This is a genomic window from Streptomyces sp. NPDC102441 (genome assembly GCF_044765585.1).
In the GTDB taxonomy this organism is placed as follows: Bacteria; Actinomycetota; Actinomycetes; order Streptomycetales; family Streptomycetaceae; genus Streptomyces.
In genome coordinates, this window is sequence record NZ_JBIWKH010000019.1 from 139,978 (window position 1) to 164,872 (window position 24,895).

Annotated in this window: 22 protein-coding genes; 11 read left to right on the plus strand and 11 right to left on the minus strand. The window is 71.4% G+C overall.

From position 1 onward, the window contains the following. Nucleotides 1-12 precede the first annotated feature (12 nt). The 5 genes from cseC to ACIREO_RS34200 form a co-directional block, all read right to left on the minus strand. Nucleotides 13-1,335: a two-component system sensor histidine kinase CseC gene (gene cseC, locus ACIREO_RS34180; protein WP_404117431.1), complete on the minus strand. Its 1,323-nt coding sequence runs from the start codon at nt 1,333-1,335 to the stop codon at nt 13-15. Next, a complete protein-coding gene (cseB, locus tag ACIREO_RS34185) occupies nt 1,332-2,042 on the minus strand; it encodes a two-component system response regulator CseB (protein ID WP_404117434.1) in 711 nt (236 codons plus the stop codon). Before cseB ends, cseC begins: the two co-directional genes overlap by 4 nt. A gap of 11 nt (nt 2,043-2,053) precedes the next feature. After that, nucleotides 2,054-2,716, minus strand: a complete 663-nt coding sequence (locus ACIREO_RS34190; RefSeq protein ID WP_404117436.1) for a hypothetical protein — start codon at nt 2,714-2,716, stop codon at nt 2,054-2,056. A gap of 20 nt (nt 2,717-2,736) precedes the next feature. Beyond that, the gene (locus ACIREO_RS34195; protein ID WP_404117439.1) at nt 2,737-3,321 is read right to left on the minus strand and encodes a SigE family RNA polymerase sigma factor; all 585 of its coding nucleotides are present in this window, start codon (nt 3,319-3,321) and stop codon (nt 2,737-2,739) included. Nucleotides 3,322-3,499: 178 nt separating this feature from the next. Next, nucleotides 3,500-4,402 (minus strand): A/G-specific adenine glycosylase, encoded by a 903-nt coding sequence (locus ACIREO_RS34200; protein ID WP_404117442.1) that lies wholly within the window; start codon nt 4,400-4,402, stop codon nt 3,500-3,502. A 262-nt stretch (nt 4,403-4,664) separates the two neighbouring features. Between ACIREO_RS34200 and ACIREO_RS34205 the strand changes: the two genes are divergently transcribed. Beyond that, the gene (locus ACIREO_RS34205) at nt 4,665-5,492 is read left to right on the plus strand and encodes a hypothetical protein (RefSeq protein WP_404117511.1); all 828 of its coding nucleotides are present in this window, start codon (nt 4,665-4,667) and stop codon (nt 5,490-5,492) included. A gap of 157 nt (nt 5,493-5,649) precedes the next feature. Here ACIREO_RS34205 and ACIREO_RS34210 read toward each other — a convergent pair whose 3' ends face one another. From ACIREO_RS34210 to ACIREO_RS34220, 3 genes are read right to left on the minus strand one after another with little or no spacing between them, the layout of a single operon-like run. Continuing rightward, nucleotides 5,650-6,225 (minus strand): hypothetical protein, encoded by a 576-nt coding sequence (locus ACIREO_RS34210; RefSeq protein ID WP_404117445.1) that lies wholly within the window; start codon nt 6,223-6,225, stop codon nt 5,650-5,652. Beyond that, nucleotides 6,222-7,715: a sensor histidine kinase gene (locus tag ACIREO_RS34215; RefSeq protein ID WP_404117447.1), complete on the minus strand. Its 1,494-nt coding sequence runs from the start codon at nt 7,713-7,715 to the stop codon at nt 6,222-6,224. Before ACIREO_RS34215 ends, ACIREO_RS34210 begins: the two co-directional genes overlap by 4 nt. Further along, nucleotides 7,712-8,404 carry a response regulator gene (locus ACIREO_RS34220; RefSeq protein ID WP_404117449.1) on the minus strand — a complete coding sequence of 231 codons (693 nt, stop codon included), beginning with the start codon at nt 8,402-8,404 and terminating at the stop codon, nt 7,712-7,714. Before ACIREO_RS34220 ends, ACIREO_RS34215 begins: the two co-directional genes overlap by 4 nt. A 220-nt stretch (nt 8,405-8,624) precedes the next feature. On the opposite strand from ACIREO_RS34220, the gene ACIREO_RS34225 reads away from it, so the two are divergent. From ACIREO_RS34225 to ACIREO_RS34240, 4 genes are read left to right on the plus strand one after another with little or no spacing between them, the layout of a single operon-like run. Beyond that, the gene (locus tag ACIREO_RS34225; protein WP_404117452.1) at nt 8,625-9,578 is read left to right on the plus strand and encodes a hypothetical protein; all 954 of its coding nucleotides are present in this window, start codon (nt 8,625-8,627) and stop codon (nt 9,576-9,578) included. Next, nucleotides 9,575-11,080 (plus strand): peptidoglycan-binding protein, encoded by a 1,506-nt coding sequence (locus ACIREO_RS34230; protein ID WP_404117454.1) that lies wholly within the window; start codon nt 9,575-9,577, stop codon nt 11,078-11,080. Before ACIREO_RS34225 ends, ACIREO_RS34230 begins: the two co-directional genes overlap by 4 nt. A gap of 26 nt (nt 11,081-11,106) precedes the next feature. Then, nucleotides 11,107-11,844: an ABC transporter ATP-binding protein gene (locus tag ACIREO_RS34235; protein ID WP_404117513.1), complete on the plus strand. Its 738-nt coding sequence runs from the start codon at nt 11,107-11,109 to the stop codon at nt 11,842-11,844. After that, nucleotides 11,841-13,103, plus strand: coding sequence for an ABC transporter permease (locus ACIREO_RS34240; RefSeq protein ID WP_404117457.1), 1,263 nt, complete (start codon nt 11,841-11,843; stop codon nt 13,101-13,103). The genes ACIREO_RS34235 and ACIREO_RS34240 overlap by 4 nt, the downstream gene beginning before the upstream one ends. A 233-nt stretch (nt 13,104-13,336) precedes the next feature. On the opposite strand, the gene disA is transcribed toward ACIREO_RS34240, so the two are convergent. Both disA and radA read right to left on the minus strand, forming a co-directional pair. Continuing rightward, entirely contained in the window at nt 13,337-14,461 is a 1,125-nt protein-coding gene (gene disA / locus ACIREO_RS34245; RefSeq protein WP_404117460.1) for a DNA integrity scanning diadenylate cyclase DisA, read from the minus strand. Between the two features lie 80 nt (nt 14,462-14,541). Then, on the minus strand, nt 14,542-15,954 hold the full coding sequence (gene radA, locus ACIREO_RS34250; RefSeq protein ID WP_404117463.1) for a DNA repair protein RadA: 1,413 nt from the start codon (nt 15,952-15,954) through the stop codon (nt 14,542-14,544). A gap of 135 nt (nt 15,955-16,089) precedes the next feature. Between radA and ACIREO_RS34255 the strand changes: the two genes are divergently transcribed. Continuing rightward, on the plus strand, nt 16,090-17,955 hold the full coding sequence (locus tag ACIREO_RS34255) for a hypothetical protein (RefSeq protein WP_404117466.1): 1,866 nt from the start codon (nt 16,090-16,092) through the stop codon (nt 17,953-17,955). Nucleotides 17,956-18,061: 106 nt separating this feature from the next. Here the strand turns inward: ACIREO_RS34255 and ACIREO_RS34260 are convergent, their stop codons facing one another. Continuing rightward, on the minus strand, nt 18,062-18,904 hold the full coding sequence (locus ACIREO_RS34260) for a hypothetical protein (RefSeq protein WP_404117468.1): 843 nt from the start codon (nt 18,902-18,904) through the stop codon (nt 18,062-18,064). 32 nt (nt 18,905-18,936) lie between these two features. Between ACIREO_RS34260 and ACIREO_RS34265 the strand changes: the two genes are divergently transcribed. The 5 genes from ACIREO_RS34265 to ilvD all read left to right on the plus strand — a co-directional run bounded on the left by ACIREO_RS34265 (nt 18,937) and on the right by ilvD (nt 24,892). Beyond that, nucleotides 18,937-19,884, plus strand: coding sequence for a Ppx/GppA family phosphatase (locus ACIREO_RS34265; RefSeq protein WP_404117470.1), 948 nt, complete (start codon nt 18,937-18,939; stop codon nt 19,882-19,884). Nucleotides 19,885-19,982: 98 nt separating this feature from the next. Next, nucleotides 19,983-20,792 carry a sugar phosphate isomerase/epimerase family protein gene (locus ACIREO_RS34270; RefSeq protein ID WP_404117516.1) on the plus strand — a complete coding sequence of 270 codons (810 nt, stop codon included), beginning with the start codon at nt 19,983-19,985 and terminating at the stop codon, nt 20,790-20,792. Continuing rightward, nucleotides 20,789-21,412, plus strand: coding sequence for a TetR family transcriptional regulator (locus ACIREO_RS34275; RefSeq protein ID WP_404117472.1), 624 nt, complete (start codon nt 20,789-20,791; stop codon nt 21,410-21,412). Before ACIREO_RS34270 ends, ACIREO_RS34275 begins: the two co-directional genes overlap by 4 nt. Nucleotides 21,413-21,615: 203 nt before the next feature. Continuing rightward, nucleotides 21,616-22,845, plus strand: a complete 1,230-nt coding sequence (locus ACIREO_RS34280) for a PQQ-binding-like beta-propeller repeat protein (protein WP_404117519.1) — start codon at nt 21,616-21,618, stop codon at nt 22,843-22,845. A 196-nt stretch (nt 22,846-23,041) separates the two neighbouring features. Beyond that, nucleotides 23,042-24,892: a dihydroxy-acid dehydratase gene (gene ilvD, locus ACIREO_RS34285; protein ID WP_404117474.1), complete on the plus strand. Its 1,851-nt coding sequence runs from the start codon at nt 23,042-23,044 to the stop codon at nt 24,890-24,892. Nucleotides 24,893-24,895 lie beyond the last annotated feature (3 nt).

Below are 24,895 nucleotides of genomic sequence, written 5' to 3' on the forward strand. Positions count from 1 at the left end.
ACCGCTTTCCTCTCAGGCCGTGCCCGCCTGCCGCAGGACGGGGAAGCTTCCGGTGTTCGTCGGCGCGTGCTCGGGCAGCCACAGCACGGCGACCGCCCCGCCCTCGCCCCCGCCCCCGGCAGGCCCGGCGTTGCGGAACGTCAGCCTGGCCCCCAGGACCCGTGCCTGCCCGGCGGCGATGGTCAGCCCCAGCCCGTGGCCGCGTCCCGACCTGTCACTGCTTCCGGTACGGAACCGGCTCGGCCCCTCCCGCAGCAGCGCCTCGGGGAACCCCGGCCCGTGATCGCGGACCCGCACCACCCTGCCCTCGACCGTGACCTCGACCGGGCCCGCGCCGTGCTTGGCGGCGTTCCCCAGCAGATTGCCGAGGATGCGTTCCAGCCGCCGCGGATCCGTGGACACCCAGGACTCGTGCAGCACCCGCACCGTGATCTCCGGATCCAGCAGCCGGACCCGCCGGCCGACGAACTCGCCGAGCTGCAGCTCCTGCAGTTCCGCCCGCTCCGAAGCGCCGTCCAGCGTGGCCACCTCCAGCACGTCCTCGACCAGGGTCCGCAGGGCCTGGGCACGGTCCCGTACGAGCTCCGTGGGCCGCCCCGGGGGGAGCAGCTCGGCCGCGGTGAGCAGCCCGGTCACCGGGGTGCGCAGCTCGTGCGCGATATCGGCGGTGACCCGGCGCTCCGCCTCGATCCGTTCGTTCAGGGCGTCCGTGAGCGCGTCCACGGCCCGGGCCAGCTCGTCGGTCTCGTCCCGTACGACGCCGCCGACGGCCTCCCGCACCCGCACCTCCGTGTTGCCCTGGGCGACCCTGCCGGCCGCTGCCGCCGCCTTGCGCAGCCTCCGGGACAGCTGGCCGCCGATCAGGACCCCCAGGGCGCAGCCGCCGAAGACGGCCGAGACCGAGCCGATGACCAGGGCCCGGTCGAGGTCGCCCATGACCGTGGCGCTGCGGTCGGCGAAGCGGGTGTGCAGGGAGAGGACGTCACCGTTGGCCAGCGGTACGGCCGCCCAGACGTCGGGCGCCCTGTCCTCGTACTCGTCGACGTGGGTGGCGCGCCGGTTGTCCCGGATCTCACTGCGGAGGCTCGCCGGCAGCGACGGGTCGTTGATCTTGGCGCCGAACTTCGGCGACTGCTTCTGCGTGCTCGTCGCCTCGTACAGCCGCTGGGCGAACAGCAGCCGCTCCAGCTGCACCTCGCGCGCGTTCTCCACCATCGAGACGCGGGCCGCGTTGTGCACGACGAGACTCAGCGCCAGTGCGATGAGGGCGCCGACCGCGGCGATGGCAATGCTGATCTTCCAGCGGACACCGGTCCGCAGCGCCAGCCGCCTCATGCGCGCAGCTTGTAGCCGAAGCCGCGGACCGTCTCGATCCGGTCCTGCCCGATCTTGGTGCGCAGCCGCTGCACATGGACGTCGACGACGCGGGTGTCCCCACCCCAGCCGTAGTCCCAGACCCGCTCCAGCAGCTTGTCCCGGGAGAGCACGGTGCCGGGTGCCGAGGAGAACTCGAGCAGCAGCCGCATCTCCGTCGGTGTCAGACCCACGTGCGCGCCCCCTCGGCGTACCTCCATGCCCTCCGTGTCGATCTCCACATCGCCGAAGACCAGCACACCGCCCGCCTCGTCCTGCGTGCCACCGGCCCCTGCGGCTGATCCGCCCGCACCGGCGGCGTGGCCGAAGCGCCGCAGCACAGCCCGGATGCGGGCGACGAGCACCGCCCCGTCGAAGGGCTTGGTGACGTAGTCGTCGGCCCCCGCCTCCAGGCCGAGCACCACATCGATGGCGTCGGCCCGCGCCGACAGCATGATCACGGGCACGGTCGACTCGTCACGGATGCGCCGGCACAGGCTGACGCCGTCCAGGCCCGGCACCATCACATCCAGCAGCGCGATGTCCGGACGGTCCGCCCGGAACGCCTCCAGGCCCAGCATGCCGTCGGGCACCGCGGTGACCGTGAAGCCGACCCGCTCCAGCGCGAGCTGGGTGGCCTCACGGATGACGTCGTCGTCCTCGACGAAGAGGACATGGGTCTCGGCCATGCGAGCGGCTCTCAGTTCTGCGTCGTCTGCGGTGCGGGAAGGTCGCCCTCCCCGCTGCCGACGGCCCGGTTGAAATCGTTGTGCACCCGGTCGGTCTCGGTGAAGCGGCCGGAGGTCCAGTGGTAGGTGATGACGTCCTCGCCGGAGGGGTACGTGACCGAGTCCTTGGACCCGTACACCTGCGTCGTCACGACCAGATCACCCCGGTCGATGGTGCTGTACACCGCGGGCACCTCGGCGGCGAAGACGTTCCCGTACGAACCGTCGGCCCGGCGCTGGTAGACATACGTACCGACCCCCACCGAATCGCCGCAGGTCATCACGTTGACCACGACATCGGCCTCCGAGCCGTCGGTGAGCGAGCCGTACGAGGTGTCGACCGGGTACTCGTCCCCGGTGCAGGGCTTCAGGCCCTCCTTGAGCTGCCGGCTCACCTTCGGGTCGCCCTTGACGAGCATCACGGCGTTGACCCGCGGGGAGGGCTTGGCCGTCCCGCTGGGAACCGTGCTCGACGGCGCGGCCCGTGCGACCTGCTGGGTGCTCGCCGGGCCCTCGTCACGCGTGCCCGTGCCCCCCGAGGAACAGCCGGCGCAGAACAGCCCGAAGGCGGCGAGTCCGGCCGCCGCCGTGCTCCCCGCCGCCAGACCGGCCCGGAGTCTCCCGTGGCCGGCCATCGTGCCCCCTCTGCTGCCTGTCAGGCCGCGCACCGCTCCCGCCCCCGCTCGTCATGACGCCTGTTCCGCTGCGAGGGTATCCGCGCCGGTGCCGCCTCGGCCTCGCGGTTCCGGACCGCACGGTCCTCCAGCTCCTGGCGCAGACGGGCCAGGGCGCGGTGCAGCGTGCTCTTCACCGTGCCGGCGGACATACCGAGCGCCGCGGCCGTCTCGTCCGTGCTCATCTGCTCCCAGTGTCGCAGCACGACGACGCTGCGCTGCTTGGGAGCCAGCACCCCGAGGACGTCCATGAGCAGGGCGCGGTCGGCACGCTGCTCGGCACCGTCGTCGACGCTCGCGTCGGGGAGCTGGTCGGTGGGGACCTCGTCGAGCTTGCGGGCCCGCCACCACTCCGTACGCGTGTTGATCATGACGCGGCGCAGATAGGCGTCGGCGAGGGACTTGTCCTCGATACCGTCCCAGCGGCCGAAGGTGCGGACCAGAGCGGTCTGGAGCAGGTCCTGCGCGTCCACGGGATCCGGAACGAGTCGGCGGGCACTGCGCAGCAGCGCGTCCTGCCTGGTCCGTACGTACTCCTCGAAGCCGAGCACCTCGCCCTGCGCCATAACAACCGCCTCCGTCCCCGTGGGTTCCCGTGTACCGCCGCCGGCCGGGTGGTCCCGTCCGACGTCCGGTGACGTTACGGAGGCGTTGTCACGAGGGTGTGCGGAGCACCCGTAGGCGGACGCACGGCTGTCCATCGGTTGTGTAACAGCCGTGGACAGCCGGGCCGCCGGGGCGAGGTCAGGTCAGGGGCAGCCGGTACCGGCCGTTCGCCAGGGGCTCGACCAGCCCGTCGGCGACGAGCCCGTCCAGGGCTCGGGCCCGCTGCACGGGCTCCTCCCACACCGAGTCCAGTGTCGACTGCGGCACCGGTGTGACCGCGTCCCGCAGCACCGCGAGCAGCCGCCCCCGGACCTGCCGGTCCGTGCCGACGTAGGTCTGGCCGCGGCGCGGCGGACCCTGGTGTGCGGGCTTGCCCGCCAGCCGCCAGGCGCACTGTCCGGCGATCGGGCAGCGCGTGCAGTCCTCGTTCTTCGCGGTGCACACGAGTGCGCCGAGCTCCATCGTGGCCGCCGCCCAGCCGGCGGCCCGCTCGTCCTCCTCGGGGAGCAGTGCGCGGGCGAGCTTGCGCTCGGCCGCGGTGGTCGCGTTCGGCGGGTACTGGATGCCGGTGGCGGCCCGGGCGAACACCCTGCGGACGTTGGTGTCCAGCACGGCATGACGCTGCCCGTACGCGAACGAGGCCACGGCCGCGGCCGTGTACTCCCCGATCCCGGGCAGTGCGAGCAGCTGGCCGTGCTCGCTGGGCACGTCGCCGCCGTGGCGTTCCGTTATCGCCTGAGCGGCCCCGTGCAGCCGCAGCGCACGCCGCGGATAGCCGAGCCGGCCCCAGGCACGGACGGCTTCGCCCGGTGCGTCGGCGGCCAGGTCCGCGGGGCGCGGCCAGCGGGCCATCCACTGCTCGTAGACCGGGAGGACTCTGTTCACCGGGGTCTGCTGGAGCATGAACTCGCTCACCATCACACCCCAGGCACCCGCATCGGGGCGGCGCCAGGGCAGATCGCGCGCGTGCTGCTCGAACCACCCGATGACGGGGGCATGGAGGGAGGCGGGGGTCGTCTGTGTCGAAGTCGTGGCAGTCATCGCACCCACGATCCTGGCACGGAAGGCGGGACATCGGGCACGGCTACGGGGGTGTCGGCCCTGTAGAGCGCTCAGGGGGTGATAACGCCACCCGTTCTGTCCCCTCGCGGGCGGCGGACGGAGCGCGAGCCGGTGCAAAGCGGCTGGAAGCGCCCCGGCAACGGCCGTTCCGTGATGATGATCCGGAAAACTTGTCGATCAGAGCGGCGGTTGGGGGCCGGAGTTGGCGTGGATCTCTCGTACAGTTCGGTCCGTGGGTTCTATGCGCAATCCGGTCGGGCCGCTTCCCTCCAGCATCTACTGGCGTAGGAGAACAGTAGCGGTGCTGGTGATCGCGCTGCTCGCGGCGCTGGTCGCGTGGGCTGTCACCTCGGGTGGCGGCAGCGGCGGCGGACAGGACGACGGCAAGCCGGGAGGCTCCGGCCCCGCCCCCTCCATCACCCCAGGACCTTCGAGTTCCGGCCCGGTCACGGGCCAACCGCCCGGCGGACGCGACGAGTCGGGGAGCTCCGGCGGGGACACGGGCTCCGGAGGAAGCGGCGGGGACACCGGGACCGGAACGGGCGGCGCGGGGGGAACGGACACCGGGGGAGCGGACGCCGGCGGAGCGGGTGGCTCCACATCGGCGGGTACGGGCACGGGCACCGGCGGCAGTACGGGCGGCCAGCAGGTACCGGCCGGATCGAAGCTCCCTGACTGCACACCCGCCGTGCTGCAGTTGAGCCTCAAGACCGAGAACAGCTATGCACCCGAGGACAAGCCGAAGTTCCGGTTGAGCGCCAGGAACACCTCGGCCGGCGACTGCAAGGCCGACTTCGGCCCGAAGAACGCCGTGCTCACGATCACCGAAGCCGGCGAGGACGACGAGCAGGTGTGGTCCTCCAAGGACTGCCCGAGGAGCAGCGCCCTCTTCCTGCTGGTCCCGGCCGGAGCGACGGTCGTCCACACCGTGGAGTGGGACCGCAAGGGGAGTGCGCCGAAGTGCGCGACACCGCCCGCCGGCGCCGCGGCCCCGGGAACGTATCTGCTGGAGGCCAAGGTTCCGGGCGAGACCGTCCAGCGCGCCTCGTTCGTGCTGGCCAAGGACTGACGACCCGACTCCGCAGGCCCCACCCGCCAAGAGTGTCCGGCGGGGCTCCGGACAGCTTCCTCCGGGCCGACCGCCCGGCGGGGGCGCCTCCGTCCGCCGGCGCTCGTCCTCGAACCGGCGTAGGCAGTGGGCGAAGCGCTCGCGCGCACGCGGTCTCCTATCCGGGCCGGGAGGCAGCGCCGGGGAACCGGCCCGACCTGGTACAGCTGCTGCTGTTCCCCTCGGTGCTCCAGGGATCGTCGGAGTCCCCCATGGAGGTCATGACGATCACCGACACCGATCCGATGCCTGGGTCTTCGGCCTGGAGAGCTCTGCCGACCGTACAGGTCAGTTGGCTGAGGGTGGGGGTTCCGGACAGTCGCTTACGAGCATCCGACAACTGTGACCGGGTGGCAAAGCCCAGTTCGATCCACACCCTGGTGCCCTCGATCCGGACCGAAGGATCCAGCGTCAGCGTCGGCAGTCCGCTGTTCAGGCCTGCGAGTCGTTCCGAGTCGTCCGGACCGCTGAACAAGGTTTTCACGGCCACCTCGACGCCGGCCCGCTGAGCGACAGCGCGGGGGACCGCGGTGAGCACGTGGTTCTTCAAGAAGTAGACCGTTGTGATCGACCGGATGCCGGTGGCGGGCTCCCCCGACTCCACCACACCGGTCGTGGGGATGCCGCAGGCGGAGAGCAGGAGCGCTGCCGCGGCCAGCAGCGCGGGCCGGGCGGTCCGGTGGGCACGTCTCACGGGTGGCTCCCCTCCTGCGGGCCGGGGTGTGGCTCGTCCGGCCACAGCGGGAGTTCGACGGTGAAGACGGCGCCGCCGTGCGGACCGTTCGCCGCGCTGATGGTGCCGCCGTGCAGGTGGACGTTCTCCGAGGTGATGGCGAGCCCGAGGCCGCTGCCCTCGGTTCTGGTGCGTGCGGTGTCCGATTTGTAGAAGCGGTCGAAGACGTGGGGCAGGACACTTGCGGGAATGCCCGGCCCGCTGTCCAGTACCTCGATGACCGCCCGCCGCCCCCCGTCGGGGTGTTCCCGCGCGTACAGATGCAACCGTACGGGGCGTGCTCCGTGGCGGAGGGCGTTCCCGACCAGGTTCGCGACGACCACGTCAAGGCGGCGTGGGTCGAGGCGGCCGCGGATCGCGCCGGGCTCGGGCAGGTGGGTGTCCACCGTCTCCAGCCAGGCGCGTGAGGCGAGGGTGCGGCGGATGGATTCGGCGAGGTCGATCTCGTCCAGGTGCAGTCCGGCCGCGCCCGCGTCGAAGCGGGAGATCTCCATCAGGTCCTCCACCAGGCGGGCCAGCTTGACGGTCTCCCCACTGATGAGCCGAACCGCGGTGGCGGTGTCGGGGCCGAGATGGGCCGCATCCTCGTCGAGGATGTCGGTGACCGCCGACATGGCGGCCAGCGGGGTGCGCAGTTCATGCGATACGTCGGCGGCGAAGCGGCGGGCACGCGCCTCCATACGGCGCAGTTCGGCCACCGAATCCTCCAGGGCGGCGGCGGTCTCGTTGAAGGTGTGGGAAAGGTCCGCGAGTTCGTCGGAGCCATGGACGGCGAGCCGGGTGTCCAGGTGTCCCTCGGCGACACTGCGGGTGGCGCGGCGCAGCTCGCGTACCGGCCGCAGTACGCCCCGGGCGGCCAGCAGGGCGAGCAGCACGGCCATGATCATCGCGGGAACGGTGGCCCGCTCCACGGCGGGGACCAGAGCCTGGACGTATGCCTCCTCCTTGGTCTGCGGCACTGTCAGGAAAACGCCGAGGCCGGAGAAGGTGGAGGTGGGCTGCTGTTTGGTGCCGAAGGTGACCGGCAGGCCGACGACGAGCGCGGGTCGACCGCGCCTCGTCACACGCTGGAAGACGGTGCTCCTGCTGGAGCTCACGGCCTCGCGCATGTCGGGCGTCAGCTCGCTGAACGGGTCCTGCGGTGCGGAGATGGCGCTCAGGCCGTCGTAGGTGGCCAGTATGCGCCAGTTTCCCGACGGTTCGGAGCTGGCCACGTCCCTGGCGAACGCATCCAGTCCGGCCTGGCTCGGGGGATAGTCGAGGGAGGCGGCGAGGCCGTTGACATGGTCGCGGAACTGCCGGATCACGGCGTCCTGGCTCTGTTGGAGCACCCCGGTGCGCGCTTCCCGGAAGGTCAGGGCGCCGGTGGTCAGGGTGGCGAGGCCGGCGACCAGCAAGAAGGCCACCATCAGCCGGCCGCGCAGGCCGCGCAGCAGCGGTGGAGCCTTCACCGGGTCAAGAACCGATAGCCGAAACCGCGCACGGTCCGGATGTAGTACGGCTGCCCCGCGGGCTCGCCCAACTTGGTGCGCAGCCGCTTGACGCAGGCGTCCACCAGCCGCGCGTCGCCGTGGTAGCTGTGTTCCCATACCGCTTCGAGGAGCTGCTGCCGGCTGAAGACCTGGCCGGGCGAGGCGGACAGGGTCAGCAGGAGCCGTAGTTCGGACGGGGCCAGCGCGGCCGGCACGCCCCGGCGGGTTACGGTCAGTGAGGCCCGGTCGATGGTCAGTTCTCCGTGGGTCTCGGTTTTCGGTATGCCTCCGTCGGCGGGTGTGCCGCCGACCCGTCGCAGGACGGCACGGATGCGGGCATCGAGCACCCTGGCCTGCACGGGTTTGACGACGTAGTCGTCCGCGCCCGCTTCGAGTCCGACGACGATGTCCACATCGTCGCCCCGGGCGGTCGCCATGATGATCGGGACCTGGCCGGCGGTGGCGCGGATCGAGCGGCACACCTCCAGCCCGGACATGCCGGGCAGCATCAGATCGAGCACCACGACATCCGGCCGGAACGACCGCAGCTGCTCCAGCCCGGCCTCACCCGTTCCGGCGGAGGCGACGTCATGTCCCTGGCGGCGCAGAGCGAGCTGGACGCCCTCACGAACGGCGCGGTCGTCTTCTACGAGCAGGACGCGTGGCATGTGCTCAGTATCCGCAAGAGGCACGGTCCGGTCAGTGGCTGTTACCGGATGATCACATACTCGCGGGTCGAGTCCTCGGTGGATCTGTTGCCGTTTCATCACACTCCGGGCCTACTCCCATCACCCCGTGCGCCCAGGCTCATCCGCCATGACCGCACACCATGCGACGGCTTCGATGACCCGATCCCGTTGTCCCGGCGGAGAGAGAAACGGTATGAGAATGGCGTCCGAACTCCGCATTTCCGTGGCTACCACCCTGGCAGTGGTGGGTCTGCTGCCGCTCCTCGCCGCTTGCGGCGGTTCGAGCGACAAGGCCGACGCGAGTTCCACTTCCGCGGCCGGCAGTGGCTCGAACGCGGCGAACAGCACCACGAAGAACGCCGACGGGGCCGTACAGCTCACCGTCCCGGACGGCGTGGATGACGAGACCAAGAAGCAGTACATCCAGGAGAACGCCATCGCGGCCTGCATGAAGAAGCAGGGCTTCACCTACACCCCGCACGCCAGGTCGGTGAGCTCCTCCGAAAGCTATTTCGGCGGGGAGGACTACGCGCTGGCAAAGAAGTCCCGGCAGAAGTACGGGTTCGGCAACTACTCGGCCGCCGTCTACCCGGGCGACTCCGATGCCCCCTTCGCCGACGTACCGGGAAGGCGGGCAGGAAAGGATCTCGATCCCGTCGACGAGGACGAGAAGGGGCTCACCGCCGCCCAGCAGAAGGCGTACTCGGAGGCGCTGGCGGGCCCCCCGGCCAAGACCAAGGCGGAAGAAAAACTCGACGGCTGCGAACTCAAAGGATCGGAAGCGGCGAACGGACCGACGCCGAGCCTCGCCGAACAGAAGAAGACCTGGGAAGCCAGTGTGGAAAAGAACCGCGCCAACGGCCTTGAGCTCAACGGCGATTCCCAGCTGGTCCAGCTCGCCCAGAAGTTCGCCACCTGCCTGAAAGAGCAGGGCATCGCGGTCAGCACCACCCAGCCGACCGGTTTGATCGACATGGTCCGGCTCGACCAGGTCGTGCCGGAGAACCACGCCAGCATGTCCAAGGAAGCCGCGCTGCCGCTGCTCACCAAAGAGATCGACATTTCCCTGAAGGACCTGGAGTGCGGCAAGGAGTTCCGGGCCGCGTACTTCCCCAAGGAGAAGGCTCACCCGTACTGGGGGGACGGCGCATGAGCCGACTCAGTAGCCGTCAGCAGCTGGGCGCCCTGGTCGGCGTGGTGGTCCTGGTCGGCGCGGGCGGCTGGACCGCCGGTACACAGGTGCACTCACCCGCCGACGCCGCCGCCGCACACAACGCCCCGAAGGCCGGCCCGGTGACCGTAGCGGTGCAGCGGCAGTCCCTCACCGCGACCGTGGTGGCGTCGGGGTCCGTCGAGTTCGCCTCGCCGCGGCCGCTCTCGCTGGCCGGCTCCGTCGGCACCGGGGCGTCCGCGAGCGCGGTGGCGGACGGCGAGGGAGAGCAGCGGATCACCAAGGCGCCGGTCGCCGGGACCAGGGTCAAGGAGGGCGACGTGCTGATGACGGTCAACGGCCGTCCGGTGCTCGCGCTGAGCGGATCCGTACCGATGTACCGCGCATTGGGCCCGGGCGCCTCCGGCGACGACGTGAAGCAGCTCCAGAGAGCGTTGCGGCGGCTCGGATTCGACCCCGGATCGATCAGCGGCAACTACGGCCAGGGCACTGCGGCGGCGGTCACCAGCTGGTACAAGAGCAAGGGATACGAGGCGCAGAAGCCGAGCGCGGAGGACCAGCAGCAGCTGGGCCAGCTGCAGCAGGCGGTGTCCGCCGCCCAGGAGACGCTCCTCACCACCACCAGCACCACCACCAGCAGCGGCAACGGCAGCGGCACGGAGACCGAAACCGAAACCGAGACCGAAACGGGGACGGAATCGGGGACGCACGGCAGTACGAGTTCACCGGACCCGCAGTCCAGCACCGACGCGCAGGTCCACCAGCTACAGCTCAATTCCGCGCGGAAGACGCTGGACCTGGCCAACGCCGCCCTCAGCACCTTCCAGGCCTCGTACGGGACGAAGGTCCCGGCCGGCGAGGTCGTCTTCTTCCCGAAGCTGCCCGTACGGCTGAACAAGGTGACCGTGAAGACGGGGGACACCGCTTCCGGCCCGATCGGCACCGTCACCAGCTCCGAACTGGAGGTGCAGGCGGCCGTCCCCGGCACGGACGCCGAACTGCTGAGGAAAGGCATGGCCGTCGAGCTGACGACGACGGACGGCAAGAAGGCGGAGGGCACGGTGTCCGCGCTCGGCGCCGACGCCGCGCCCTCGACGACAACGACGGGCGATAGCGAGGAAACCGCCGGGACGACGTCCGGGAGTGCCGAGACCGAAGCCGCCGGCACCGGCGCCTCCGCCACCAACGCCTCGGCCCCGGTCCAGCTGCGGATCTCCGTACCCGACTCCGGCGATCTGGCCGACGAAGCCGAGGCCGCAGTGAAGGTGACCATCAAGATCGGAGCCTCGGACGGCAAGGTGCTGGTCGTGCCGCTCGCCGCGATCCGCACCTCGTCCGACGGGAAGGCCCGGCTACAGGTCGAGCGTGACGGAAAGCTGAGTGACGTCCACGTCACCGTCGGGCTCTCCGCAGCCGGTCTCGTCGAGGTGAAGCCGACCGGCGGCACGCTGAAACAGAGCGACAAGGTGGTGGTGGGCGAGTGACTCCCGGGCCTTCCCCGGCCGCCATCGTGGCCCCGGTGGCGGACAGTGCCGCACCGGAGTACGGCCACGGCGGTCCGGACGCCGTCATCGAACTCACCGATGTGGAGCGGACCTTCGACTCGCAGCCCCCGGTGCACGCACTGCGCGGCGTGAACCTGACCGTACGGCGCGGGGAGCACCTCTCCATCGTCGGCCCTTCCGGCTCCGGGAAGTCGACGCTGCTCAACACGCTCGGCCTGCTCGACCGGCCCACCGCCGGTACGTACCGGCTCGACGGCGTCGACACCACGGGGCTCGGCGACCTCGAACGCACCGCACTGCGCGGCAGCCGCATCGGATTCGTCTTCCAGTCCTTCCACCTCCTCCCGTACCGCACCGTCGACGAGAACGTCATGCTGGCCGAGGCGTACCGCAGGCCGCGCCCGGGCCGCGGACGCGGCAGCCGCCTCGCCCGCGCCCGGGAGGCACTCGACCGGGTCGGGCTCGGGCACCGCTCGGACTTCAGGCCCGACCGGCTCTCCGGCGGCGAACGCCAACGTGTCGCCATCGCACGGGCGTTGATCAGCGACCCCGCGCTGCTGCTCTGCGACGAGCCCACCGGCAACCTGGACAGCGAGAACACCCTTTCCATACTGGAACTCTTCGACGACCTGTGCGCCGAGGGCATGACCTTGGTGCTGATCACCCACGACGAGGCGGTCAGCCGCCGGGCGGGACAGCGCGTCCGTATCACCGACGGCTGCCTGACCCTGGAGGGCGAGTGAAACTCGCGGTGAGGACGAAGGCGACACCGGCCGGGGTACGTCCCGAACGCCCCTGGATGGACCCCCGGGACCTGTGGACGGAAGCCCTCGCGGGCGTCATGGCCCGCCCCGTACGGTCCGCCCTGACCACGCTCGGCACCGTGCTCGGCATCACCACGCTGGTCATCACCATCGGGGTGGCCTCCACCGCCGGTAATCAGATCGTCGGCCGGTTCGACGCGCTCACCGCGACCTCCGTGACCGTGACGGTGCCGCCCGTGCCGGCCGGCTCGGACGACAAGCCACTGGTGGACTGGTCGGGGACCGACGCGGTCCGGCGGCTGGCCGGAGTGGACTCGGCCGCCACCCTCGCCGATTCCACCTCGACCGACAGCGTCCAGGTGCGGGCCAACGACGTGAAAGCGCCCGACGACGTCTCCAGTCAGACCCTGGCCGTGGTGGGCGCCTCGGCCGACCTGCCCGCCGGTGTACGTGGTGCGATGGTTTCGGGGCGGTTCTACGACGCCGGCGACATCGCCCGGCACGACCAGGTGGCGGTCCTCGGCGACCAGGCGGCGCGACTGCTCGGCGTCAGCCGGGTACAGGACTCCCCGGCGATCTTCTTCCAGGGCCAGTCGTACACCGTCATCGGCATCCTCGGCGGCATCAAGCGCGAGCAGCGGCTGTCCACCGCCGTGATGCTCCCGCCCACCACCGCCGCAGACCGCCTCGGTCTGCGGGACGTCACGCGCGTACTCATCAACACCGCGATGGGTGCCGCCCAGCAGGTGGCGCGCCAGGCGCCGATCGCCCTGGCCCCCGGGCAGGAGAAAGCCCTCACCGTCGTGGCACCGGAAGACCTGTCCAAGGCCCGCGACGGCGTCCAGAGCGACGTCAACGGTCTCTTCCTCGTCCTTGGTCTGGTCTCTCTCGTGGTCGGCGCGATCGGCATCGCCAACGTCACTTTGGTGACGGTGATGGAAAGGGTCGGCGAAATCGGACTGCGGCGCGCGCTGGGCGCGTCACGGCGGCAGGTGGCCGGCCAGTTCCTCCTTGAGTCGACGACGATCGGCCTGCTCGGCGGCATCGTCGGCGCGGCCCTGGGCATCACCGTCGTGGTGTCCGTCGCCGTCTTCAAGGAGTGGACCCCGGTCCTGGACATGAACCTCGCCCTCGGAGCCCCGCTCGCCGGAGCCCTCGTCGGCCTGCTCGCCGGCCTCTACCCATCGCTGCGGGCGGCTCGCATGGAACCGGCGGACGCGCTGCGGGCACCCTCCTGAAGCTTGCCGAAGCCGCCCCATCGGCGGCCGCTGAACCTGAGAACCGGAGGGCGGGTCCTCGGCATTGCGCCGGGGGGCCGCCCCTGGCCGTGTGCGCGCGAACTCCTGGGTGCCCGGCGGACCGCGGAGACCAGCAGAGGGTGATCCACCGCCCCGGAGAACTCGACGGCCGCCGGCCCCAGCTGCGTCGGTCGCGAGCGGGGACGGAATCCGGCATTTCAGCAGTCTTCCAGCTAGACGTACCGCTCCAGGATCGAGGACTCCGCCAGACGCGAGAGCCCCTCCCGCACGCTCCGGGCCCGCGCCTCGCCGACACCGTCCACGGCCTGGAGGTCGTCCACGCTCGCGGCGAGCAGCTTCTGCAGGCCGCCGAAGTGCTCGACCAGCCGCTCGATGATCGCCCCGGGCAGCCGCGGCACCTTCGCCAGCAGCCGGAAGCCGCGCGGGGATACCGCCGAGTCCAGCGTCTCCGGCGAGCCGCTGTAGCCCAGCGCCCGTGCAACCACGGGGAGTTCGAGCAGCTCGGTGTGGGTGAGCGTGTCCAGCTCGGCCAGCGCCTCCGGGACCGTACGGGACCGCTTCGCGGTGGGCTCGGGTACGTAGTCGCGGACGACCAGCTCCCGCTCCGGCTCCACGCCCGCGATCAACTCGTCCAGCTGGAGTGACAGAAGCCGGCCGTCGGTGCCCAGCTCCACGACGTACTCGGCGATTTCGGTCGCGATGCGGCGCACCATCTCCAGCCGCTGCGACACCGCCGTCACGTCCCGGACGGTGACCAGGTCCTCGATCTCCAGCGCGGAGAGCGTCCCGGCGACCTCGTCCAGCCTGAGCTTGTACCGCTCCAGGGTGGCGAGCGCCTGGTTGGCGCGGGACAGGATCGCGGAGGACTCCTCCAGGACCCGCCGCTCCCCGTCCACGTACAGCGCGATCAGACGCATCGACTGGGAGACCGACACCACCGGGAAACCGCACGCCTTGGAGATCCGGTCCGCCGTCCGGTGACGGGTGCCCGTCTCCTCGGTGGGGATGGAGGCGTCCGGGACCAGCTGGACGCCGGCCCGCAGGATCTTGGTGATGTCCTTGTCGAGGATCATCGCGCCGTCCAGCTTGCACAGTTCACGCAGACGTGTCGAGGTGAACTCCACATCGAGCACGAAGCCGCCGGAACACATGGCTTCGACGGTCTTGTCCATGCCGAGAACGATGAGTCCGCCGGTGTTTCCACGGAGGATGCGCTCCAGGCCGTCGCGGAGCGCCGTTCCGGGCGCGACCGCGCTCAACGAGGCGCGCATCAGCGCCTCGTTCCCCGTGCCTTGGCCGGACTTTCCGGGCGATGCTGCCCGGTCGTTGGCTGCCACTGCACTCCTCCGGTCACAGGTTTGCGGTGCCCTTGAGTGCCTCATACCGTTCGTACGGGCGGGCGAGACCAGGGCAAAGTCTACCGGCGTGCGCCGTCCTCCTGTGGTCCGTCCGGCCGAGAGCGGCGGGGAAGGACTCTCAGGGCGTCGCCCATGTCGGCCACTTCTGTGACCTTCATACCGGCCGGGACCTGTCCTGGGTCCCTCGGAACCAGGGCGTGCTTGAACCCGAGACGGTACGCCTCCGCCAGCCTTCGCTGGACCCCCGTCACCCTTCTGACCTCCCCGGCGAGCCCCACCTCACCGATCGCGACGAGGTTCTTCGGGAGCGGTGTGTCGCTCGCCGCGCTGGCCAGAGCCAGGGCGATCGCGAGGTCCGCGGCCGGTTCGGTGAGCTTCACGCCGCCCACCGTGGCGCTGTAGATGTCCCGCTTGCCGAGGGCGCTGATCCGCCCCCGCTGTTCGAGAACGGCCAGCATCATCGAGACCCGGGAGGTCTCCAGGCCGGAGGTGGTGCGCCGGGGCGAGGGGATCTGCGAGTCGACCGTCAGCGCCTGCACCTCGGCGACGAGCGGACGCTTGCCCTCCAGCGTGACCGTCAGGCAGGTGCCGGGAACGGGCTCGTCACGGCGGGTGAGGAAGAGCCCGGAGGGGTCGGCCAGGCCGGTGATTCCCTCGTCGTGCAGCTCGAAGCAGCCGACCTCGTCCGTGGCGCCGTACCGGTTCTTGATGCCCCGCACGAGACGGAGGCGCGCGTGCCGGTCGCCCTCGAAGGACAGCACCACGTCGACGAGGTGCTCCAGGAGGCGCGGGCCGGCGATCGCGCCGTCCTTGGTCACATGGCCCACCAGGATCGTCGACATGCCGCGCTCCTTCGAGGCCCTGATGAGCGCGCCGGCGACCTCGCGGACCTGCGCCATGCCGCCGGGCGCGCCCTCGATCTCCGGCGAGGCGACGGTCTGCACGGAGTCGAGGACGAGGAGGGACGGCTTGACCGCGTCCAGATGTCCCAGGACCGCGGAGAGGTCGGTCTCCGCGGCCAGATACAGGTGGTCGTTGATCGCCCGGATCCGGTCGGCCCGCATCCGCACCTGGCTGGCGGACTCCTCGGCGGTGACATAGAGGGTGCGGTGGTCGTCGCTCGCCGCCTTGGCGGCCACGTCCAGCAGCAGCGTCGACTTGCCGACGCCCGGCTCGCCCGCGAGCAGCACGACGGCGCCGGGGACGAGGCCCCCGCCGAGCACGCGGTCCAGCTCACCGACCCCGGTCGAGCGCGCGGTGGCCTGCCGGCTGTCGACCTGGCCGATCGGCACCGCGGCGGTGGAGACCCGGCCCGCCGCCGTCGTACGGATCGCGGGGGCGCCGCCGAACTCCTCGACCGTCCCCCAGGCCTGGCACTCGGGGCAGCGGCCGAGCCATTTGGCCGTCGTCCAGCCGCATTCGGTGCAGCGGTAGGACGGGCGGTCCTTCGCGGATTTCGTACGGGCAGCCATGGCGTCACCGTATAGGTGGGGTCTGACAGCGCCGGTCGTGGGCACGGTGGTCGAACATGTGCCCGATGCGGTAATTCCGACGGAATACGGGATTCCTGTCCCCTTTCGAGGGAGACCATCACCCGTAAGGATTAAATGTCGGAAAGTGCCGTCAGGGTTCCGGCCGTATCTGCCTACGGTCGCCACGTGACGAGCAGCAGGCTGGAGACCCCCACACACACCACCGGCGTACACCGGGCGCACCGCCGCGAGGCGCGCCCCTCGGCGCAGCGATCGTCCGCACAATACGAGCCGTATCTCGACGGCCTGTTCACCTACTGCCTCTCCGTGCTCTGTGAGCACGAGGCGGCCACCGAGGCGCTCGGCGCGGTCCTGGCGATCGCCGAGCGGCAGGAGAACCGGTGCCCCGCGGCCGAGGAGGAACGTAAATCCTGGCTGTACGCCCTGGCCAGATGGACGTGCCTGCGAGTCCTCACCGAGCAGCGGCGCGGCCGCCAGGCGCACCGCCGGCCGACGCTCTCCCCGCGTGGTTCCGGGCCGCGCGAAGGCGCCCGCGCGGCCCGTCCCCGGGGCTCCCACGGCGCTCCGGAGGAAGCCGGCGCTCCCGGATGTCCGACGGAGTCCCCGGCGGCCGAAGCGCACCGGCGCGAACTCGCGCAGCTGGCCTGGCCTGAGGCGGCGGGTACCACCCCCGAGCAGCGCGAGGCGCTGGAGCTCGCCGTGCGCCACGGGCTCACCCCGCGCGCCGTGGCCGCCGTGCTCGGGCTCGACCCCGGCAGCGCCCGGGAGCTCCTGGCCGGTGCGGCCTGCGAGGTGGAGCGCACCCGCGCCGCCCTCGCCGTCGTGGAGACGGGCAACTGCCCCTCCGTCACCCGGCTCACCGGTGCCCATCAGGTGCTCCTCTCGGCGGCCCTGCGCCGCGAGCTCGTCCGGCACGTCGACGACTGCCCCCGCTGCCGCCGCGCCGCGGAGCGGGCCGGAGCGGCGGGGCCCTGGCCCGGCGCGACCGTCACCCCGGCCGCCGCGCTGCCAGTCGTCGAGGCGCCCCGCCCCTCGGTGCACGTCGCCCTGACACACGCTCGGCGCTCCCGGTCCGGTGCCCCGCGCTTCGGCAGGACGGGCTTTCCGCTGGACCCCAAGGACCATGCCGCGCGCCGGGACCGGCTGCGCGCCCGTGTGGTGACCACGACAGTCGTGGCGACGGTCGTCGCCGCCCCGGTGATCGCCCTGTGGGCCGCCTACCGGGGTGCGCCGCTGACCGGTGAGGACCGAGGCACATCGGTCACGGCGAGCGATGTGGACGGGGAGTCCGGATCCGACGGCGATCCGCGCGGCCACTACGAGAACGCCGGCAACGCCAGCCCCGACGGGAGCGACGGATTCACGGACGACGCCGGGAGCCCGGACATCTCGGTCGAGGTCATCAGTGTCGGCGCCGGCCGGGACGGAGCGGCCTCGCTCGCGGTCACGGCCCGCTCCTCCGGCGGCCGTACGACGATCACCCTGACCGCGACCGGCGACAGGGCCGTCGTCTGGTCGGCCCGGGCGGACGCCCCGTGGCTGCACCTCAGCCGTACGTCCGGCACGGTCGCACCCGGCCGGAGCGTCACCCTCCATGTGTTCGTGAACCGCGCGGCGGAGCCCCGGGGCCGGTGGAGCGCACGCGTCCTGCTCGCCCCGTCCGGGTCCGCGGTCGCGATCACCGGTTACGGCGCCACGGCCCCGCGCCCCGGAAGTCCGGAGCCGTCCCCGGATCCGTCGTCCGGGCCCCCGAGCCCCACACCGACCTCCCCACCCCCGTCGACGGATCCCACCCCGGGCCCCACGGAACCCACCGACCCCACAGGTTCGCCGGACCCGACGCCGACGCCGACGGAACCGCCGACCGAAGGACCGGACTCCCCCGGCCCCACCACGTCACCGTCCGGCGGCTCCACCGAGCCCGGCCCGTCGTCCGGCCCGACGACGGGTCCGGGCGGCCCTTCCGGACCGGCGGGCTGACGCGCGACGGCGCCCCGGTGCGCGGCGGAACGTTTGTGCGCCGTGCACCGGGGCGCCGTCGGGCGGGCGCCGTCGCGCGGACGGAAGCCGCCCCGAGGGCCTCGCCTCAGGCCGGGTCGGCCGGATGCGGCGCCATCGGCAGCAGCGACGCCAGCCGCTGCTCGCACAGCTCGGCCAGCCGGTCGTACGCCTCCTTGCCCATCAGCTCGGTGAGCTCGGGCCGGTACGACACATAGACCGGGTCGCCGGCCCCGTGCGCGGACGTCGCCGAGGTGCACCACCAGTGCAGATCATGACCACCGGGGCCCCAGCCGCGGCGGTCGTACTCCCCGATGGAGATCTGGAGCACGCGCGTGTCGTCGGGCCGTTCGATCCAGTCGTACGTACGGCGGACCGGCAGCTGCCAGCACACGTCGGGCTTGGTCTCCAGCGGCTCCTTGCCCTCCTTGAGGGCCAGGATGTGCAGGGAACAGCCCATGCCGCCCGCGAACCCGGGACGGTTCTGGAAGATGCAGGAGCCCTCCCAGCGCCGCGTCTGGCGCTCGCCGTCCTCGTCGACACCGACCCAGCCGGTGTCCGTGCCGACGTCGTGGAACTGCCACACCTCCGGTGTGAGCCGTGCCACGTGCCCGGCCACCCGCTTCTCGTCGTCCTCGTCGGAGAAGTGCGCACCCAGCGTGCAGCAGCCGTCGTCCGCGCGGCCCGCCTGGATGCCCTGGCAGCCGCTGCCGAAGATGCAGGTCCACCTGGACGTCAGCCAGGTCAGGTCGCAGCGGAAGATCTGCTCGTCGTCGGCGGGGTCGGGGAACTCGACCCAGGCCCGCGCGAAGTCGAGTCCCTTCTCGTCGGGCCCGTCCGGCCCTGTCGTGTCCGGCTGCCGCATCTCCTGCTTCGTCTTCTGCTGCTTCTTCGTGGCTTTGTCCGGCTTCGCCTTTTTCGTCTTTGGCACGTGCCCAGAGTAAGCCGCAGTAGCGTTCCCGTATGAGACTCGGAGTCCTCGACGTGGGGTCGAACACGGTGCACCTGCTGGTGGTCGACGCTCATCCCGGCGCCCGCCCGCTTCCCGCGCACTCGCACAAGGCCGAATTGCGGCTCGCCGAACTCCTCGACCCGGACGGGGCGATCGGCCCCGAAGGCGTCGACCGCCTCGTGACGACGGTCGCCGACGCCCTCCAGGCAGCCGAGGACAAGGGCTGCGAGGACGTGCTGGCCTTCGCCACCTCCGCCGTGCGTGAGGCCCGCAACGCGGACCAGGTGCTGGCCCGGGTGCGGGACGAGACCGGTGTCACCCTCGCCGTCCTCAGCGGTGAGGAGGAGGCCAGGCTGACCTTCCTGGCGGCCCGCCGCTGGTTCGGCTGGTCCGCGGGGAAGCTGCTGGTCCTCGACATCGGCGGTGGTTCGCTGGAGGTCGGCTACGGGATGGACGAGGAGCCCGACGCCGCTGTCTCGCTGCCCTTCGGCGCCGGCCGGCTCACCGCCGCCTGGCTCCCCGGCGACCCGCCGGACCCCACAGCTGTGAAGGCGCTGCGCCGCCATGTCCGCGCAGGTATCGCCCGTACGGTCGGCGAGTTCACCCGGCTGGGGCCGCCCGACCACGTCGTCGGGACCTCCAAGACTTTCCGCCAGCTCGCCAGGATCACGGGTGCCGCCCGCTCCGCCGAGGGGCTGTACGTGCAGCGCGTCCTCACCCGCAAGGCCCTGGAGGAGTGGGTGCCGAAGCTGTCGGCGATGACCGTCGAGCAGCGGGGGAATCTGCCCGGGGTCACCGAGGGGCGCGCCGCGCAGCTCCTGGCCGGTGCGCTCGTCGCCGAGGGCGCGATGGACCTGTTCGGGATCGAGGAGCTGGAGATCTGCCCCTGGGCGCTGCGCGAGGGGGTCATCCTGCGCCGGCTCGACCACCTGCCCGCGGAGCAGGCGGCGCTGGCCTGATCCCGGCGGACACCCCTCATGGGCCTCGTCACTTTCAGCCGGGCTCCCTCGGACTCGCCCGCCGCTGCCCGTACCCTGTCCACGTGGCAGAACCAGTGGTGCGCATCCCGGATGCGAAGGTCGCCCTGTCGACGGCTTCCGTCTATCCGGAGTCGACGGCGACGGCCTTCGAGATCGCCGCGCGCCTGGGCTACGACGGTGTCGAGGTCATGGTCTGGACCGACCCCGTCAGCCAGGACGTCGAGGCGCTGCAACGGCTGTCGGACTATCACCAGGTGCCGATCCTGGCCGTGCACGCGCCCTGTCTGCTGATCACCCAGCGGGTCTGGTCCACCGACCCGTGGGTGAAGCTCCAGCGGGCCAGGGCCGCGGCGGAGAAGCTCGGTGCCTCGGCGGTGGTCGTCCACCCGCCGTTCCGGTGGCAGCGGAACTACGCCCGCGACTTCGTCTCCGGTATCTGGCGCATGGCGGACGAGACGGACGTGCGCTTCGCGGTGGAGAACATGTACCCCTGGCGCTACCGGGACCGCGAGATGCTCGCGTACGCCCCCGCCTGGGACGTCAGCAACGACGACTACCGGCACTTCACCGTGGACCTCTCGCACACCTCGACCGCGCGCACCGACAGCCTCGCCATGGTCGACCGGATGGGCGACCGGCTCGCCCATGTCCACCTCGCCGACGGCAAGGGCTCGGGCAAGGACGAGCACCTCGTGCCCGGCCGGGGCGACCAGCCCTGCGCGGAGCTGCTGGAGCGGCTGGCCCGTACCGGCTTCGACGGCCATGTGGTCATCGAGGTCAACACCCGCCGCGCCATGTCGTCGGCCGAGCGTGAGGCCGATCTCGCGGAGGCGCTCGCCTTCACCCGGCTCCATCTGGCGTCGTCGGCGCGGACGCCCCGCACGTGACCCCCGGCGCCGACGGCCCGGCGCCCCGGCGCAGGGGCCGCCCCTCCCGTACCGCGGGCGCCACCGGCCCCGACGCCAAGGCCCGGATCCTGGAGGCGGCCCGCACGGAGTTCGCCGAACGGGGCTACGACAAGACGTCGATCCGGGGCGTCGCCAGGGCGGCGGGCGTCGACGCGGCCCTGGTCCACCACTACTTCGGTACGAAGGACGAGCTCTTCGCCGCGGCCATCGAGCTCTCCTTCGAGCCCGCCCTCGTCCTCCCCCAGGTCCTCGGCGGCCCCGCGGACGCCCTCGGGGAGCGGCTGGCCCGGTACTTCATCGGCGTATGGGAGAACCCGGTGTCCCGGGCGCCGCTGCTGGCGATCCTCCGCTCAGCGCTCACGCACGAGGCGGCGGCGAAGGTGCTGCGCGGCTTCGTGCTGCGCCGGCTGATGGAGCGGATCGCGGCGGAGCTGGACGTGCCCGACCCGACCTTCCGCGCCGAGCTGGCGGCCTCGCACATGATCGGTATCGCGATCCTGCGGTACGTCGTCCGCGCCGAACCCCTGGCCTCCGCGGACCCCGAGAAGATCATCGCGATGGTGGCCCCCACACTCCAGCGGTATCTGGGCGACGGGTGATCCGGGTCCTGCACGTGTGACGGCTGTGCCGGTGACATCACAACGATGTCGCGAGTCGGTACCGGACACCGGCCGTAACCGGATCCTGGTGGTTGGCTGTCCGGGATCATCCGGGCCGACGTACGGCGTGGACAACGGTGGGGGAGACGATCATGAGCGTGACGACCGGAGCCGGGCGCAGGCCGGACGGGCCGCAGGACGGCATGGGCGCCGCACTGCCGCGGAGGCGGCTGCTGAGGCTGGCGGGTGCGGGACTCGGCCTGGTGCTCGCCGGAGCGGTCATGACCGCGTGCGGACCCGAGGAGGCCGACGCCTCCGGCGGCACCGGGGAGCCGAAGCCCGGCGGGAGCGGCGAGGGCGGCGGGGACGCGTTCACGACACCGCCCGCCGGGACCGCCCCGCGCGCCCTGTGGCAGGAGAAGACCGATGTGGGCACCCACGGCAACCACGAGGTGCTCGCCGTCGTGGGGAGCGTGGTCCTGGTCGCCGGCGATCCTCTGGTGGGCCGTTCCGTCGCCACCGGCAAGAAGCTGTGGTCGCTGCCGGGCGCCGTCCAGCCGGGCGCACGGCTGATCATGGGCGGGGACACGCTCTATCTGGCGAGCGGCGAGTACGACGGCGATCTCGTGGGTCTCGACCCGGCCACCGGCAAGGAGACATGGCGCAGCCGCCTGGAGGGGAAGTACAACCAGCCCCGGCCCGTCGGCGCCGACACCGAACGCGTGTACGTGATCGCGGGCATCCAGGAGAAGGACCTCAGCTCCCGGACGAATGTGATCGCCGCCATCGACATCCGTACGGGCAAGGCCGTCTGGAGCGAGAGGCGGGACACCGGGACCGACGAGTCCGGTCTCACCTCCGCGGTGTTCGGCGAGCGTCTCGTCTACACCGACCTCCGCAAGAACCTGACGGTCCGCGACACCACGACCGGACGGCAGCTGTGGACGAAGAAGATCAGCAGGGCCAACTTCGAGAGGATCGCCGTCCACGACGGGGCGGTGGTCGTCGCCGACGGCAGGCAGCTGCGCTCCTTCGGTCTGGACGACGGCGCCGAGCGCTGGGCGGTGAAGACCGAGGAGTTCGACACGTTCAACGGGCCGACCCTCCTCGAAGGGGTGCTCTACGTCTCGGACAGCGCCCACTCCCTGTGGGCCGTCGACGCCGCCACGGGCAAGCAGCGGTGGCACAACACCGACGACCTGCGCGAGGTCTCGGTCCCGCTCCAGTTCGCCAAGGTGGGGGACACCCTGTACGGGGCGACGGAGTTCGACAAGAAGGGCGGCGTCCAGGCCTACGACGCGCGTGACGGGAAGCTCCGCTGGACCTACAACGACGGCTCGGGCTCGGTCGAGCAGTGGTACGTGGTCTCCGGTGGCGAGAAGCGGCTGGCCGCGCTGCACGCCGAACGCGTGCTGGCGCTTCCGGCGGTGTGACGCTTCCGGCGGTGTGACGAGCGGGTGGCGGGGCGAGCGGGTGGCGGGGGCGAGCGGGAGACGGGGGGCGAGCGGGAGGCTCCCGCCCTGCCCACCCGTTGAGCGTCACATCCCGCATTCCGGACGCTGTGTCCAGATCTTGGCACGGGAGGCGTACGCTCAGAGACAGTCTTTTCTGTCGAAGGAGCGATCGACGATGCCCCAGCTGAGGTCCCGCACTGTCACCCACGGCCGCAACATGGCGGGCGCCCGCGCCCTTATGCGCGCGTCCGGCGTAGCCAGTGAGGACATCGGTAAGCCGATCATCGCGGTCGCCAACTCCTTCACCGAGTTCGTCCCTGGTCACACCCACCTCGCCCCGGTCGGCCGGATCGTCTCCGAGGCGATCCATGCGGCGGGCGCGGTGCCCCGCGAGTTCAACACGATCGCGGTGGACGACGGGATCGCCATGGGACACGGCGGGATGCTCTACAGCCTGCCCTCCCGTGACCTCATCGCGGACAGCGTCGAGTACATGGTCGAGGCCCACTGCGCCGACGCCCTGATCTGCATCTCCAACTGCGACAAGATCACCCCCGGGATGCTGATGGCCGCACTGCGCCTCAACATCCCGACGGTCTTCGTCTCCGGCGGCCCGATGGAGGCCGGCAAGACCACCCTCGTCGACGGCACGGTCCGCACCCTCGACCTGGTCGACGCGATCTCGGACGCCGTCAACGACAAGATCTCCGATGCGGACATCCTCCGCATCGAGGAGAACGCCTGCCCGACCTGCGGCAGCTGTTCGGGCATGTTCACCGCCAACTCGATGAACTGCCTGGCGGAGGCCATCGGCCTGGCGCTTCCGGGCAACGGCTCGCTCCTCGCCACCCACACCGGCCGCAAGGCGCTGTACGAGAACGCCGCCCGCACGGTCGTCGAGATCACCGAGCGGCACTACGGGGAGGACGACCACTCCGTCCTGCCCCGCAACATCGCCACCCGCGAGGCCTTCGAGAACGCCATGGCCCTCGACATCGCCATGGGCGGCTCCACCAACACGATCCTCCACCTGCTGGCCGCGGCCCAGGAGGCCGAGCTCGACTTCGGCCTCCCGGAGATGGACGAGATCTCCCGGCGGGTCCCCTGCCTCGCGAAGGTCGCCCCCAACGTGGCGCCCGGCGGGACGTACTACATGGAGGACGTGCACCGCGCGGGCGGCATCCCCGCCATCCTCGGCGAGCTGTACCGAGGAGGCCTGCTCAACGAGAACGTCCACAGCGTGCACGCGGCCTCCCTCGACGAATGGCTCAAGACCTGGGACGTGCGCGGCGGCTCACCCTCCGCCGAGTCGCTCGAACTCTGGTACGCGGCCCCCGGGTGCAAGCGCTCGGCGACCGCCTTCTCCCAGTCGGAGCGCTGGGAGTCCCTCGACACGGACGCGGCCGGCGGCTGCATCCACTCGGTCGAGCACGCCTACTCCAAGGACGGCGGCCTCGCGGTCCTCAAGGGCAACCTGGCCGTCGACGGCTGCGTCGTGAAGACGGCCGGCGTCGACGAGTCGATCTGGACGTTCGAGGGCCCCGCGGTCGTCTGCGAGTCCCAGGACGAGGCCGTCGACAAGATCCTCCGTAAGGAGATCACGCACGGCGACGTCGTCGTCATCCGCTACGAGGGCCCCAAGGGCGGCCCCGGCATGCAGGAGATGCTCTACCCGACGTCGTTCCTCAAGGGGCGCGGGCTCGGCAAGACCTGCGCCCTGGTGACCGACGGCCGTTTCTCCGGCGGCACCTCGGGCCTGTCCATCGGGCACGCCTCCCCTGAGGCCGCGTCCGGCGGCACCATCGCCCTGGTGCAGGACGGCGACCGGATCGCGATCGACATCCCGAACCGCACGATCGAGCTCCTGGTGTCCGACGAGGAGCTGGCCCGCCGCGACCAGGCCCTCGGCGGCGTCTACGCCCCGAAGGACCGCGACCGCAAGGTCTCCCAGGCGCTGCGCGCGTACGCGGCGATGGCGACCAGCGCGGACAAGGGCGCCGTCCGCGACGTCTCCAAGCTCGGCTGACCC

Excerpts from the sequence above, each read along its gene's own strand:
- ACIREO_RS34195 (WP_404117439.1), bottom strand. The coding sequence starts at position 3,321 with ATGGCGCAGGGCGAGGTGCTCGGCTTCGAGGAGTACGTACGGACCAGG.
- cseB (WP_404117434.1), bottom strand. The coding sequence starts at position 2,042 with ATGGCCGAGACCCATGTCCTCTTCGTCGAGGACGACGACGTCATCCGT.
- ACIREO_RS34225 (WP_404117452.1), top strand. The coding sequence starts at position 8,625 with ATGGCGTCCGAACTCCGCATTTCCGTGGCTACCACCCTGGCAGTGGTG.
- ACIREO_RS34255 (WP_404117466.1), top strand. The coding sequence starts at position 16,090 with ATGTCGGAAAGTGCCGTCAGGGTTCCGGCCGTATCTGCCTACGGTCGC.
- ACIREO_RS34220 (WP_404117449.1), bottom strand. The coding sequence starts at position 8,404 with ATGCCACGCGTCCTGCTCGTAGAAGACGACCGCGCCGTTCGTGAGGGC.
- cseC (WP_404117431.1), bottom strand. The coding sequence starts at position 1,335 with ATGAGGCGGCTGGCGCTGCGGACCGGTGTCCGCTGGAAGATCAGCATT.
- ACIREO_RS34265 (WP_404117470.1), top strand. The coding sequence starts at position 18,937 with ATGAGACTCGGAGTCCTCGACGTGGGGTCGAACACGGTGCACCTGCTG.
- ilvD (WP_404117474.1), top strand. The coding sequence starts at position 23,042 with ATGCCCCAGCTGAGGTCCCGCACTGTCACCCACGGCCGCAACATGGCG.
- ACIREO_RS34280 (WP_404117519.1), top strand. The coding sequence starts at position 21,616 with ATGGGCGCCGCACTGCCGCGGAGGCGGCTGCTGAGGCTGGCGGGTGCG.
- ACIREO_RS34230 (WP_404117454.1), top strand. The coding sequence starts at position 9,575 with ATGAGCCGACTCAGTAGCCGTCAGCAGCTGGGCGCCCTGGTCGGCGTG.
- radA (WP_404117463.1), bottom strand. The coding sequence starts at position 15,954 with ATGGCTGCCCGTACGAAATCCGCGAAGGACCGCCCGTCCTACCGCTGC.
- ACIREO_RS34205 (WP_404117511.1), top strand. The coding sequence starts at position 4,665 with ATGCGCAATCCGGTCGGGCCGCTTCCCTCCAGCATCTACTGGCGTAGG.
- ACIREO_RS34190 (WP_404117436.1), bottom strand. The coding sequence starts at position 2,716 with ATGGCCGGCCACGGGAGACTCCGGGCCGGTCTGGCGGCGGGGAGCACG.
- ACIREO_RS34200 (WP_404117442.1), bottom strand. The coding sequence starts at position 4,402 with ATGACTGCCACGACTTCGACACAGACGACCCCCGCCTCCCTCCATGCC.